This window comes from Streptomyces sp. AK08-02 (assembly GCF_033795085.1).
GTDB lineage: Bacteria > Actinomycetota > Actinomycetes > Streptomycetales > Streptomycetaceae > Streptomyces > Streptomyces echiniscabiei.
Window position 1 is genome coordinate 1 of record NZ_JARAZV010000038.1, and the last position, 15,541, is coordinate 15,541.

At 74.7% G+C, this 15,541-nt stretch carries 2 protein-coding genes; both read left to right on the forward strand.

Annotation, left to right across the window (positions count from 1 at the left end):
- Positions 1-14,215: SDR family NAD(P)-dependent oxidoreductase (locus PV734_RS45445; protein WP_319295174.1), on the forward strand; the 14,215-nt coding region annotated here is incomplete at its 5' end.
- A 13-nt stretch (positions 14,216-14,228) separates the two neighbouring features.
- On the forward strand, positions 14,229-15,541 hold a 1,313-nt coding region (locus PV734_RS45450), incomplete at its 3' end, for a beta-ketoacyl synthase N-terminal-like domain-containing protein (RefSeq protein ID WP_319295176.1).

The following is a 15,541-nucleotide window of genomic DNA, read 5'->3' on the forward strand; positions in this document are numbered from 1 at the left end:
CCTCACCGGACAACCCGCCACCCCCACCGACCTCACCACCCCCCAATACTGGGTCGACCAACTCCGCAACACCGTCCACTTCCACCACGGCACCACCGCCCTCCAGGCCAACGGCGTCACGCACTACGTCGAGCTCGGCCCCGTTCCGTCCCTGACGCCCCACATCACCAGTGACGCCGACACCCCGGCCGTCACCATTCCCACCACCCGGCCCGACCACCCCGAGTCCACCGCCTTCACCACCGCGCTGGCCACCGCGCACGCCCACGGCGTCACCGTCGACTGGCGGCAGACCTTCGGCGGGCGCAGCTCCGTGCACGCGGCCCTGCCGACCTACCCGTTCCAGCGCGAGCGGTACTGGCTCACGGAGCCGGTCGCCGGCGTCGGCGACGCCGAGGGCTTCGGCCTGACGTCGGCGGAGCACCCGGTACTGCGCGCCGTGACCAGCCACCCGGACCGTGACGAGCTGCTGCTCACCGGCGCGTTCGGGGTCCGCACCCAGCCGTGGGTGCGCGACCACGCCATCCGGGAGACGCTGATCCTGCCCGGGACGGCTTTCCTGGACATGGCGCTGCACGCCGCGCATCTGGCGGGCGCGGACGGCGTCGCGGAACTGGCGCTGGAGGCGCCGCTCGCGGTGCCGGACACCGGAACCGTCCAGGTGCAGGTGGTCGTCGAGGCGCCGGGGACCGACGGTGGACGCCCGTTCGCCATTCACTCGCGCACCGGCGAGGACCCGTGGACCCGCCACGCCGGCGGTGTCGTGGGCCCGATCGGCGCGCACACCGGGCCGCTGGCCGAGTGGCCGCCCGCGCAGGCGGAGCCGATGGACCTCGACGGCGCCTACGACCGGCTGGCCGCCCAGGGCTACCACTACGGCCCCGCTTTCCAGGGTGTCCACGCGGCGTGGAAGGACGGCGCCGACATCTACGCCGAGGTGGCGCTCACCGACGACGCCGGTCCGGTCGGGCACGCGGTGCACCCGGCCCTGCTGGACGCCGCGCTGCACCCCCTGCTGCTGGACACCGACGCCGCGGGCGAGGTCCGGCTGCCGTTCATCTGGAGCGACGTGCGGCTGCACGCTACCGAGGCGTCCGCCGCGCGGGTCCGGATCAGCCATGCCGGCGCCGGCTCGGTCGAGGTCGTCCTGTGGGACGTGACGGGCGCGCCGGTGCTCACCGCCGGCGGGCTGTCGATGCGTCCCATGGCCGCCGCGCAGCCGGTCGCGCCGGGCGGCGACGACTCCCTGTTTCGCCTGGCGTGGACCGCCGTGGCCGGATCGGGCACGCCCGACCCGGTGGCCTGGGCGGAACCCGGCGACGCGGACGCCGAGGCGGCCGACGTGCTCGTGCACCGGGCTCACGTCGCGGTCGCGCCCTGGGGCGAGCGCCCGCAGCGGGCGCTGGCGGCGCTGCAGGCGTGGTTGGCGGGCGATCCGCCGGCCGGTTCCCGGCTGGTGGTGCTCACCCGCGGCGCGGTCGCGGCGGCCGACGGCGAGGACGTGACCGACCTCGGCGGCGCGGCCGTCTGGGGCCTGGTCCGTTCGGCGCAGGCCGAGCACCCGGACCGGTTCGTGCTGGTGGACCTCGACGGTCCCGCGGCCGCGGACGAGTCCGGTGCGATCGCCGCCGCGCTCGCCTCGGGCGAGCCGCAGGTGGCACTGCGGGGCGGCGCGGTCCACGTGCCCAGGCTGACGCGGGCGGTCGCCGACGGCGAGCCCGCGGTCCTCGACCCGGACGGCACGGTGCTGATCACCGGTGGCACCGGCACCCTCGGCGCCCACCTCGCCCGCCACCTCGTCACCACCCACGGCGCACGCCACCTCCTCCTCATCGGACGCCGCGGACCCGACACCCCCGGCGCCACCGAACTCGCCGAAGAACTCCGTACACACGGCGCCCACGTCACCATCACCGCCTGCGACGCCGGCAACCCCGACGACCTCACCCGCCTCCTCGCCGACATCCCCGACGACCACCCCCTCACGGCGGTGGTGCATGCGGCCGGCACGGCCGACGACGCGATGGTCGAGTCGCTGACCGCCGAGCGGCTGGAGGCGGTGCTGCACACCAAGGCCCGGTCCGCGGAGAACCTGCACCGGCTCACCGAGGGCATGCCGCTGACCGCGTTCGTACTGTTCTCCTCCGCGGCCGCCGTTCTCGGCGGCCCCGGCCAGGGCAACTACGCCGCCGCCAACGCCTACCTCGACGGGCTCGCCGCCCACCGCCGCGCCCAGGGCCTGCCCGCGATCGCGCTGGCCTGGGGCCTGTGGGAGGACGCGAGCGGCATCACGGGCCACCTGCGCGAAGCCGACCTGCGGCGACTGCGGCGCGGCGGCGTGGTGCCCATGCCCTCGGCGCACGCGCTGGACCTGTTCGACCGGTCACTGGCCCTGCCGCTGGCCGCGGCCGTGCCCGCCCGGCTCGACCTGGGGGCCCTGCGCGCCCAGGCGCGGGCGGGAGCGCTGCCGCCGGTCTACGGCGGCCTGGTGCGGATCTCCGCCCGCCGTGCCGCGAAGGCCGGCGCGGACGGCTCCGCGCTCGCCGCGCGTGTGTCCCAGCTGCCGGCGGACCAGGCCAAGCGGCTGCTGGCCGAGACCGTCGCGGCGCATGTCGCGGCCGTGCTCGGCCACGCGTCCGGCGACGCCCTTCAGGCCGAGAGGAGCTTCAAGGAGCTGGGCTTCGACTCGCTGACCGGCGTGGACCTGCGCAACCGGCTGGGCGAGGCGACCGGGCTGCGGCTGCCCGCCACCCTGGTCTTCGACCACCCGACACCGGCAGCCGTCGCCGCCTTCGTGCAGGAGCAGTTGCTGGGCTCAGGCGCCGCACCGGCCCGGCCGGCCGCCGTGCGCAGGACGTCCAAGGACGAGCCGATCGCGGTCGTGTCGATGGCCTGCCGCTACCCGGGCGGGGTGACTTCCCCGGAGGACCTGTGGAAGCTGGTGGCCGACGGGGTCGACGCGGTCGACGAGTTCCCGACCGACCGCGGCTGGGACACCCGCGCGCTCTACCACCCGGACCCGGACCACACCGGCACCACCTACTCGACCAGAGGCGGATTCCTCTACGGAGCCGCCGACTTCGACGCCGCCTTCTTCGGAATGTCACCCCGCGAGGCCCTGGCCACCGACCCACAGCAGCGCCTGCTCCTGGAAACCGCCTGGGAAGCCGTCGAACGCGCCGGCATCGACCCCACCACCCTGCGCGGCAGCCGCACCGGCGTCTTCACCGGCATCATGTACGACGACTACGGTGCGCGGCTGCTGGAACAGATCCCCGAGGAGTTCGAGGGGTACATCGGCACCGGCAGCGCGGGCAGTGTGGCGTCGGGCCGGGTGTCGTACACGTTCGGCTTCGAGGGGCCGGCGATCACGATCGACACCGCGTGCTCCTCGTCGCTGGTGGCGGTGCACCTGGCCGCGCAGGCGCTGCGCTCGGGCGAGTGCGACCTCGCGCTGGCCGGCGGCGCCACCGTGATGGCCACGCCGACGGTGTTCGTGGAGTTCAGCCGGCAGCGCGGGCTCGCGCGGGACGGCCGCTGCAAACCGTTCTCCGCCGAGGCCGACGGCACCGGCTGGGGTGAGGGCGCCGGTCTGATCCTGTTGGAACGGCTGTCGGACGCGCGGCGCAACGGCCACCGCGTCCTGGGCCTGATCCGCGGCACCGCCGTCAACCAGGACGGCGCCTCCAACGGCCTGACCGCACCCAACGGCCCCTCCCAACAACGCGTCATCCAGGCCGCCCTCGCCGACGCCGGACTCCGACCCACCGACATCGACGCCGTCGAAGCCCACGGCACCGGCACCTCCCTCGGCGACCCCATCGAAGCCCAAGCCCTCCTCGCCACCTACGGCCAGAACCGCGACGAACCCCTCTGGCTCGGCTCCATCAAATCCAACATCGGCCACACCCAAGCCGCCGCCGGAGCCGCCGGCATCATCAAAATGATCCAGGCCATCCACCACAACACCCTGCCCAGGACGCTCCACGCGGAGCAGCCCAGTCCCCACATCGACTGGGAGTCCGGGGACGTGCGTCTGCTCACCGAGGCGCGGCCGTGGCCCGAGGTGGGGCGCCCCCGGCGCGCCGCCGTCTCCTCCTTCGGCATCAGCGGCACCAACGCCCACGTCATCCTCGAAGCCCCACCGACGCCGGCCGCCGAGCCGGCCCCGGTGGCCGCCGAGCCGCCGGCCGTCCCGTGGCTGCTGTCGGCGAAGTCGGAGGGCGCGCTGCGCGACCAGACCCGCAGGCTACGGGAGTTCGCCCAGGACCACCCGGACCTGTCGGCCGCCGACATCGGGCTCGACCTGGCCACCACCCGCTCCCGGTTCGAGCACCAGGCGGCCGTGATCGGCGCCGACCGCGACGCACTGCTCGCGGGCCTGGAAGCGCTCGGCTCCGGGACACCGTCGCCGTACGTCTTCGAACAGCGGTACTCGGGCGCGGGCAGGACGGCGTTCCTGTTCGCCGGGCAGGGTTCGCAGCGGGTGGGTATGGGCGTCGAACTGCGTGCCGCGTTCCCGGTGTTCGCCGCCGCCTACGACGAAGTCCTCACCCACTTCGACCCACAGCTCCCCGACATCATCGCCACCAGCCCCGACGGACTCCTCGACACCACCCTGCACACCCAGCCCGCACTCTTCGCCCTCGAAGTAGCCCTCTTCCGGCTCCTGGAAAGCCACGGCCTCACCCCCGACCTGCTCGCCGGACACTCCATCGGCGAACTCGCCGCCGCACACGTCGCCGGCATCCTCAGCCTCGAAGACGCCACCACCCTCGTCAGCGCACGCGCCCGCCTCATGCACAACACCCAGGACGGCGCCATGGCCACCCTCCAGGCCACCGAGGACGACATCCTCCCCCACCTGGGCGACAACCTGACCATCGCCGCCCTCAACGCCCCCGACTCCACCGTCATCGCCGGCGACACCACAGCCGTCCACACACTCACCAACACATGGAAGGAACACGGCCGCAAGGCGAAAATCCTCAACACCCGGCGCGCCTTCCACTCCGCCCACATGGACCCCGCTCTCGACGCCTTCCGCACCGTCGCCGAAACACTCACCTACCACCCCCCGACGATCCCCATCGTCTCCACCCTCACCGGCCGACTCGACGCCGACCTCACCGACCCCGACTACTGGGTCCGCCAACTCCGCCACACCGTGCGCTTCCACGACGCCGTCACCACCCTCCACACCCAAGGCGTCACCACCTACGTCGAACTCAGCCCCACCCCCACCCTCATCCCCCACATCACCCCCGACACAGACCACCTCCTCATCCCCACCATCCGCCCCCAGCACCCCGAACCCACCACCCTCACCACCGCCCTCGCCACCGCACACACCCACCACATCACCACCATCGACTGGGCCGGTCCGTACGGCGAGCGGCGCCTCGGCGACCTGCCCACGTATGCCTTCGACCGCACCCACCACTGGCTGACCGGCCGGGGCAACGGCGACGCCCGCGGCTCCGGTCTGGGCGCCGCGGGGCACCCCCTGCTGGGTGCGGTGGTCAGCCTGGCCGGCGGTGACGGGCTGCTGCTGACGGGCCGGCTGTCGGCCGCGTCGCAGCCGTGGCTGACCGAGCACGAGATCCACGGGACGATACTGCTGCCCGGCACGGCGTTCGCCGATCTGGTGCTGCACGCCGCCGACCAGGCCGGGAGCGCCGGTGTCGACGACCTCACGCTGGAGGCGCCGCTGCGCCTCGACGCGCGAGGCGCGGTGCGGGTGCAGATCACGGTGGGCGCGGCGGACGACACCGGGCGCAGGGCCGTAGCGGTGTACTCGGCGCCGGACAGCGGTGACGAGCAGGAGGTGGACGCCGTCTGGACGCGGCACGCCGGTGGCACGCTCGCGCCCGCGGAGCCGGCCGAGCCGGTCACCGCGCCCGCCCAGGAGCAGGAGTGGCCGCCGCCGCAGGCGGTGGCCGCCGACCTCGACGGGCTGTACGACCGGCTGCGCGACGCGGGACTCGGCTACGGTCCTGTCTTCCGTGGGCTGCGCGCCGCGTGGCGGCACGAGGACACCTGGTACGCCGAGGCGGCGTTGGACCCGTCGGCGGAGACCGGCGGCTACGGCATCCACCCGGCGCTGCTGGACTCGGCCCTGCACACGCTCGGCCTGGTCGGCGGGGACGGCCCGGTCCGGTTGCCGTTCGCCTGGGCCGGGATCCGGCTGCACGCCACGGACGCCACCGCGGTGCGCGTGACGATCCGGCCCACCGGGGCCGCCGACACCGTGGCGCTCTTCGTGGCCGACTCGCTGGGGAACCCGGTGCTGACCGTGGAGGGCCTGACCCTGCGGGCCGCCTCGGCCCGCGAGGAGGGCCCGGCGGCGGCAGCGGACCTGTACGAGGTGGTGTGGTCGCCGCAGGCCGCGGCCCAGGACGAGGGTGCCGGCGCGGACCATGTCACCGTGGCGGACCTGTCGCTCCTCGACCGGGTGCCGCGGTTCGTGGTGGTCCCGGTGGCCGGGCCGGACGTGCACGAGGCCGTCGTGCGCGCGCTCGCTCTGGTGCAGCGGTGGCTCGCCGACGAGCGGTACGCGGACGCGACACTGGTGGTGCGCACCAGACGTGCGGTTTGCACCGGCGCCGAGGACGCCGTGGCCGACCCGGCCGGGGCGGCGGCGTGGGGGCTGGTGCGCACCGCGCAGTCCGAGCACCCCGGCCGGTTCGTGCTGCTGGACGCCGATCGCGAGGACGCCGACCCGGGCCCCGCGTTGGGGACGGGCGAGGGGCAGCTCGCGCTGCGCGGCGCCGAGGTGCTGGTGCCGCGGGTGGCCAGGTACGCGGCGGCCGGCCTCGCCGAACCCGATGGGCCGTGGCGGCTGGACGTCACCGCGGCCGGAACCCTGGAGAACCTGGCGCTGGTGCCCGACGCCGGCGCCGGCGCTCCGCTCGCCCCGGGCGAGGTCAGGGTCGCGGTCCGGGCCGCCGCGCTGAACTTCCGCGATGTGATGATCGCGTTGGGCATGTATCCCGAGCAGGCGCTGATCGGCAGCGAGGGCGCCGGCGTGGTGGTGGAGACCGCGCCCGACGTCACCTCGGTCGCGCCGGGCGACCGGGTGATGGGCCTGTTCTTCGGCGGCATGGCGCCCACCACCGTCACCGACCACCGCTTCCTCGCCCCGGTACCGCAGGGGTGGACGTTCGCGGAGGCGGCGGCCGCGCCGATCGTGTTCCTGACCGCGTGGTTCGGGCTGCGGGACCTGGCCGGACTGGCGAGCGGCGAGCGGGTGCTGATCCACGCGGCGACCGGCGGCGTGGGCATGGCGGCCACGCAGATAGCGCGGCACCTGGGCGCCGAGGTGTACGCCACCGCCGGCGCGCCGAAGTGGCCCACCCTGTACGCGCAGGGCGTGGCGCCGGACCATGTCGCCTCCTCCCGCGACACCGGCTTCGCCGAGCGGTTCCTCGCGGCCACCGGCGGCGCGGGCGTGGACGTGGTGCTCAACTCGCTGGCCCGCGAGTTCGTGGACGCCTCCCTGGAACTGCTGCCGCGCGGCGGCCGGTTCCTGGAGATCGGCAAGACCGACGTGCGGGACCCGGCCGAGGTGGGGTCCGGCGTGGACTACCGGGCGTTCGACCTGATGGTGGCGGGCCACGAGCGGATCCAGGGCATGTTCGCCGAGCTGGGCGCGCTGTTCGCGGACGGTACGCTGCGGCCGCTGCCGGTGACGGCGTTCGACGTGCATCGGGCGCCGGACGCGTTCCGGCTGCTGGGCCAGGCCCGTCACACCGGCAAGGTGGTGCTGACGCTGTCGGCGCCGCTGGACCCGCAGGGCACGGTGCTGATCACCGGCGGCACCGGCACCCTGGGCGGGCTGGCGGCCCGTCACCTGGTGACCGGGCACGGGGCGCGGCGCCTGCTGCTGGCCGGCCGGCGCGGTGCCGACGCGCCGGGCGCCGCCGAGCTGGTGGCCGAACTGACCGGGCTGGGCGCCGAGGTGACCGTCGCCGCCTGCGACCTGGGGGACCGCGACGCGGTCGCCGCGCTGGTCCGGGACGTACGGCTGACGGCGGTGGTACACGCCGCGGGCGTCGTCGACGACGGCACCGTGGAGTCGCTGACCCCGGAGCAGGTGCACGCCGTACTGCGTGCCAAGGCGGACTCGGCCAGCCACCTGCACGAGGCAACCCGTGACCAGGATCTGGCCGCATTCGTCCTGTACTCGAGCATCGCCGGCGTCTTCGGCAACCCGGGGCAGGCCAACTACGCCGCCGCCAACGCCTATCTGGACGGGCTGGCCTCGCGGCGCCGGGGCACCGGCCTGGTCGCGACCAGCCTGGCCTGGCCGCTGTGGGAGCAGAGCAGCGCGATCACCAGGAACCTGACCGAGCAGCACATCGAGCGCATCCGGCAGACCGGTCTGAGTCCGGTGACCACCGAGCACGGTCTCGCCCTGCTGGACGCCGCCCTCGGCACGCCGGCCGCGGCGCTGGTCCCGGTGCGCATCGACACCGCGAAGCTGCGCCGGGGCACGCAACTGCCGCCGCTGCTGCGGGGGCTCGTACGCCCCCAGCGCCGGTCGGCGGCCGCTTCGGGGGCCGACTCCGCCGGCGCCCTGGAGTTGTCGAGGCTGTCGGACGGCGCGCTGGTGCGGGCCGTGCAGAACCTGGTGCGCTCGCATGTCGCGGCGGTGCTCGGCCACACCTCGCCGGACACCGTCGAGATGGAGCAGGCGTTCAAGGACCTGGGCTTCGACTCCCTGACCGGTGTCGAACTGCGCAACCGGCTCAGGACCGCCAGCGGCCTGGACCTGTCCGCGACCCTGGTCTTCGACCACCCGACACCGGCGGCGCTCGCCGCGCACCTGCACGAGCAGCTCGCGGGCAGCCGCTCGCGGCAGGCGGCGAGCGCGCCGTCCGCGCCCGCCGCGAGCGGGGACGAGCCCATCGCGGTGGTCGGGATGGGCTGTCGACTGCCCGGCGGGGTCTCCTCGCCCGAGGACCTGTGGAAGCTGGTGGCCGACGGGGTCGACGCCATCAGCCCCTTCCCGAACGACCGGGGCTGGGACCTGGAGCACCTCTACCACCCGGATCCCGACAACCCGGGGACCACGTACACCCGCGGCGGCGGGTTCGTCGACGCCGCGGCGGAGTTCGACGCCGCGTTCTTCGGGATGAACCCCCGCGAGGCGCTGGCCACCGACCCGCAGCAGCGGCTGCTGCTGGAGACCGCCTGGGAGACCATCGAGCACGCCGGGATCGATCCGACCGCGCTGCACGGCACTCCGACCGCGGTGTTCGCCGGCATCATCCCCCAGCAGTACGGGGAGGGCGTGCAGCAGATCCCGAAGGACCTGGAGGGCTATCTGGCCACCGGCACCACGACCAGCGTGGCGTCGGGCCGGATCTCGTACACGTTCGGCTTCGAGGGGCCGGCGGTGTCGGTGGACACCGCCTGCTCGTCCTCGCTGGTGGCCGTGCACCTGGCCGCCAGGGCGCTGCGCGGCGGTGAGTGCGACCTCGCCCTGGCCGGCGGCGCCACCGTGATGTCGACGCCGAGCATCTACAAGGAGCTGGGGCACCAGCGGGCGCTGTCGGCGGACGGCCGGTGCAAGGCGTTCTCCGACTCGGCGGACGGCACCGGCTTCTCCGAAGGCGTCGGTCTGATCCTGCTGGAGCGGCTGTCGGACGCGCGACGCAACGGCCACCGCGTCCTGGGCCTGATCCGCGGCACCGCCGTCAACCAGGACGGCGCCTCCAACGGCCTGACCGCACCCAACGGCCCCTCCCAACAACGCGTCATCCAGGCCGCCCTCGCCGACGCCGGACTCCGACCCACCGACATCGACGCCGTCGAAGCCCACGGCACCGGCACCTCCCTCGGCGACCCCATCGAAGCCCAAGCCCTCCTCGCCACCTACGGCCAAGACCGCGACGAACCCCTCTGGCTCGGCTCCATCAAATCCAACATCGGCCACACCCAAGCCGCCGCCGGAGCCGCCGGCATCATCAAAATGATCCAGGCCATCCACCACAACACCCTCCCCAAAACCCTCCACATCACCGAACCCAGCCACCACGTCGACTGGGAAACCGGACAAGTACGCCTCCTCACCGAAGCACGCCCCTGGCCCGAGGCGGGGCGCCCCCGCCGCGCCGCCGTCTCCTCCTTCGGCATCAGCGGCACCAACGCCCACGTCATCCTCGAAGCCCCACCCACACCCACCACCGAACCAACCCCGACCCCCACCGAACCCCCAGCCGTCCCCTGGCTGCTCTCCGCCCGCTCCGAAGCCGCCCTGCGCGACCAGGCCCGCGCACTGCGGGAGTTCACCGGGCAGCACCCCGAGCTGTCACCGGCCGTCATCGGCCGGGAACTGGCGCTGGGCCGGGCCCGGCTGGAGCACCGGGCCGCGGTGGTCGGCGCCGGGGTGGCGGAGCTGCGCGACGGCCTCGAGGCGCTGGCTCACGGCCAGCCCGCTCCGCACGTGGTCACCGGCGCTCCGGCCGGCGACACCGGCGGAGTGGTGTTCGTCTTCCCCGGTCAGGGGTCGCAGTGGTCCGGTATGGCCACCCGGCTGATCGAGCAGTCGCCGTTCTTCCGTGACCGGATGCGGGACTGCGCCGACGCGCTCGCCCCGCACGTGGACTGGTCGCTGGCCGAGGAACTGTCCGGTCCTCTGGACCGGGTGGACGTGGTGCAGCCGGCGTTGTGGGCCGTGATGGTGTCGCTGGCCGACCTGTGGCGCGAACACGGCCTGGTCCCCGACACCGTGGTCGGCCACTCCCAGGGCGAGATCGCCGCCGCGTACGTGGCGGGCGGTCTCAGCCTGGAGGACTCGGCGAAGGTCGTGGCGCTGCGCAGCCGGGCGCTGACGGTGCTGGCCGGCAGCGGCGGCATGGCGTCGCTCGCCGTGTCCGCCGAGCGCGCCACCGAGCTGCTGGAGCCGTACGACGGCCGGGTGACCGTCGCGGCCGTGAACGGACCGGCGTCGACGGTGGTCTCCGGCGACCCGGAGGCGGTGACGCGGGTCGTCGCCGACTGCAAGGCCGCGGGGGCGCGCGCCCGCCTGCTGCCCGTGGACTACGCCTCGCACTCCTCGCACGTGGGCGACCTGCGCGACCAGCTGCACCGGCTGCTGGCCGACATCCGTCCGCGCACCGGCACGGTGGACTTCCACTCGACGCTCGCCGGCGAGCGCGTCGACACCGCCGGGCTCGACGCCGACTACTGGTTCCGCAACCTGCGGCACACCGTGCGGTTCCACGAGGCGGTGCGGGACGTGATCGCCGACGGCCACCGCACCTTCGTCGAGGTGACCCCGCACCCGGTGCTGACCGCCGAGGTGCACGACGCCCTCGACGCGGCGGGCGTCACCGGCACCGTCCTGCCCACGCTGCGCCGCGACGACGGCGGCCTCGACCGGTTCCTCGTCTCGGCCGCGCAGGCGTACGTGCGGGACGTGCCGGTGGACTGGGCGGCGGCGCTGCCCGCGGCGCCCCGACCGGACGCGGACCTGCCCGGCTACCCCTTCCAGCGGGAGCGGTACTGGCTGACGCCGTCGGCCTCGGCGGGCGGCGACGCGACCGGTCTGGGCCTCGGCGCCGGCTCACACCCGCTGGTGCCGGGCATCGTGCGCCACCCGCACCGCGACGAGCTGCTGCTGACCGGCAGCCTGTCGGTGCGCACCCACCCGTGGCTGGACGACCACGCCGTGCACGGCACCCGGATCCTGCCCGGGACCGCCTATCTGGACCTGGCGCTGTACGCCGCGGGACTGACCGGGCAGGAGGGCGTGCAGGAGCTGGCGCTGCGCGCGCCGCTGATCGTGCCGGAGTCCGGGGCCGTACAGGTCCAGGTCGTGGTGGGCGTGCCCGAGGACGACGGCCGCAGGCCGCTGTCGGTGCACGCGCGGCCGGCCGCGGACGACGGCGAGTGGACCGAGCACGCCTCCGGTCTCCTCGGCGTGGCGCACTCCGCGGACCTGGGGCCGGACGTCGCGGCCGGGCCGGACGCGGACGCCGCCGCGGTGGACCTGGGCGGCGCCTACGAGCGGCTGGGCGAGCACGGCTACCAGTACGGTCCCGCCTTCCAGGGGTTGCGGGCGCTGAGCCGCCACAAGGGCGACCTGTACGCCGAGCTGGCGCTGCCGGACGGCCTGGACGTCACCGGTCACGTGGTGCATCCGGCGCTGCTGGACGCGGCGCTGCACTCGCTGATCGTCACCGCGGACGGCGGGGAGCCGCTGAAGCTGCCGTTCGAGTGGACGGGGGTGCGGCTGCACAAGGCCGCCGCCGCCACCGCGGTGCGGGCGCGCATCACCCGCACCGGCGACGACACACTGCGGATCTCGCTGCACGGCACGGACGGCGCGCCGGTGCTGTCGGTCGACGCGCTCACGGTCCGGCCGGTGGCGGCCGAGTCGCTGAGCGGCGGCGACCTGCCGCTGTACGAGCCGGGCTGGGAGCCCGTTCCCTCCCCGGCGGGCGCGACCGGGCCGGCCGTCACCGTCCTCGGCTCGGGCGCCCCGGAGCTGGCCGATCCGCTCACCGTGCCGGACGCGGTGGTGGTGCCGGTCGCCGTGGCCGGGAACGACCCGGTCGGTGCGCTGCACGCCGCCGCCGCCCAGTCGCTGGCCCTGGTGCAGCGCTGGCTGGCCGACGACCGGTTCGCCGCGTCGAAGCTCGTGGTCACCACCCGGGGGGCCGTCGCCGCGAAGGCCGGGGAGGACGTGTACGACCTGCCCGGCGCCGCGGTGTGGGGCCTGCTGCGGTCGGCGCAGTCGGAGAACCCGGACCGGTTCGTGCTGCTGGACGCCGACGACCCGTCGCCGTCCCTGGTGGCCGCCGCGCTGGCCACCGGGGAACCGCAGCTGGCCTACCGCGACGGGCGGCTGCTCGCCCTGCGGGTACGCAGGACGCAGGGCGGGCAGGCGGCGCGGCCGGCGTTCGACGGTACGGGCACCGTTCTGATCACCGGCGGCACCGGGACGCTGGGCGGCCTGGTCGCCGGCCACCTGGCCGCCCGGTACGGAGTGCGGCGGCTGCTGCTGACCAGCCGGCGCGGCCCGTCCGCGCCGGGCGCGAAGGAGCTGGTCGGCCGGCTGGCGGAGCTCGGCGCCGAGGCCACCGTCGTGGCGTGCGACGCCGCCGACCGGCAGGAGCTGGCCCGGCTGCTGGAGTCCGTGCCCGACCTGACGGGTGTGGTGCACGCCGCCGGGACGATCGACGACGCCACCGTGCTCGGCCTGAGCGACGACCGGCTCGCCGGGGTGCTGCGCAACAAGGCCGACGCGGCCCTGCACCTGCACGAGCTGACCCGCGACCGGGAACTGACCGCCTTCGTGCTGTTTTCCTCGGCCTCGGGCGTCTTCGGCAGCCCGGCGCAGGCCAACTACGCGGCGGCCAACGCGTATCTGGACGGCCTGGCCGTACACCGACGTGCCCACGGCCTGCCGGCGGCCGCGCTGGCCTGGGGTCTGTGGGAGGAGACCAGCGCCATGACGCAGGACGCGGACCGGCAGCGGGCCGGCCGCGGCGGCACCCTGGCGATGCCCACGGAACAGGCACTGGGCCTGCTGGACGCCGCGCTCGCGGCGGACCGGCCTGTGACGGTCACGGCCCGGCTGGACCTGGCGGCGCTGCACGCGCTGGCCCGGGAACAGGAACTGCCCGCCGTGTTCCGCGCCCTGGTGCGCGCGCCGGCGGGCCGCGCGGGCGACGACGGGACCTCGCTGGTGGACCGGCTGACGGGGCTGTCCCAGCAGGAGCAGACGGCCGCGCTGTCCGCGCTGGTGCGCGCGCAGGTGGCCGGTGTGCTCGGCCGGCACCCGGACGACGCGGTGTCCGAGGACACCGCGTTCAAGGATCTGGGCTTCGACTCGCTGACGGGCGTGGAGCTGCGCAACCGGCTCAGCGCCGCCACCGGTCTACGGCTGCCGGCCGCGATGGTCTTCGACCACCCGACGCCCGTCGCGCTGACCGCGTTCCTGCTCGACCGTCTGGCGCCGCCCTCCCCGGCGGCCGCCCTGCTCGCCGAGCTGGAGCACATCGAGAACACCCTGTCCGGGTTCACGCCGGCCGGGGACGAGCGCGCCGCGCTCGCGGGGCGGCTGCGGCGCCTGTCGCGGGTGCTGGACGCCACTGATGGCACGGACGACACGGAAGCGGCGGCCCAGGCCGCCGAGAAGATACAGGCCGCCTCGGTCGACGAGATCTTCGCCTTCATCGACAACGATCTGGAGCTCTCATGAGGGGCGGACACCGATGACCGACGAGGACAAGCTCGTCACCTATCTCAAGCGGGTGACGGCCGAGCTGCAGAGCACCCGCGCCGAGCTGCGCCGGCTCAAGGACCGCGACCGCGACCGGGTCGCCGAGCCGATCGCGGTCGTGTCGATGGCCTGCCGCTACCCGGGCGGGGTGACTTCCCCGGAGGACCTGTGGAAGCTGGTCGCCGACGGGGTCGACGCGGTCGACGAGTTCCCGACCGACCGCGGCTGGGACACCCGCGCGCTCTACCACCCGGACCCGGACCACACCGGCACCACCTACTCGACCAGGGGCGGATTCCTCTACGGAGCCGCCGACTTCGACGCCGCCTTCTTCGGAATGTCACCCCGCGAGGCCCTGGCCACCGACCCACAGCAGCGCCTGCTCCTGGAAACCGCCTGGGAAGCCGTCGAACGCGCCGGCATCGACCCCACCGCCCTGCGCGGCAGCCGCACCGGCGTCTTCACCGGCATCATGTACGACGACTACGGTGCCGACGCCCGTTCGGCGGCGACCGGATCGCTGGGCGAGGTCGAGGGGTTCCTCGGCGTCGGCACGGCGGGCAGCGTGGCGTCGGGTCGGATCTCGTACACGCTGGGCCTGGAGGGTCCCGCGGTGTCGGTGGACACCGCCTGCTCCTCGTCGCTGGTGGCGGTGCACCTGGCCGCGCAGGCGCTGCGCTCGGGCGAGTGCGACCTCGCGCTGGCCGGCGGCGTGACCGTGATGGCCACGCCCGGCGTGTTCATCGAGTTCAGCCGGCAGCGGGGCCTCGCGCCCGACGGGCGGTGCAAGGCGTTCTCCGCCGACACCGACGGCACCGGGTTCTCCGAGGGCGCCGGTCTGCTGCTGCTGGAGCGGCTGTCGGACGCGCAGCGCAACGGCCACCGCGTCCTGGGCCTGATCCGCGGCACCGCCGTCAACCAGGACGGCGCCTCCAACGGCCTGACCGCACCCAACGGCCCCTCCCAACAACGCGTCATCCGCGCGGCGCTGGCCGCGGGCGGCCTGGCCCCGGCCGACGTGGACGCGGTCGAGGCGCACGGCACGGGCACCACGCTGGGCGACCCGATCGAGGCGCAGGCGGTGCTGGACACCTACGGCCAGGAGCGCGAGGAGCCGCTGTGGCTCGGCTCGGTCAAGTCGAACATCGGTCACACCCAGGCCGCCGCCGGGGTCGCCGGCATCATCAAGATGATCGAGGCGATCCAGCACGGCGTGCTGCCCAGGACGCTGCACGTCGGTGAGCCGACCCCGCACGTGGACTGGTCCGCGGGCGCTGTGAGCCTGCTGACCGAGTCGACCGCGTG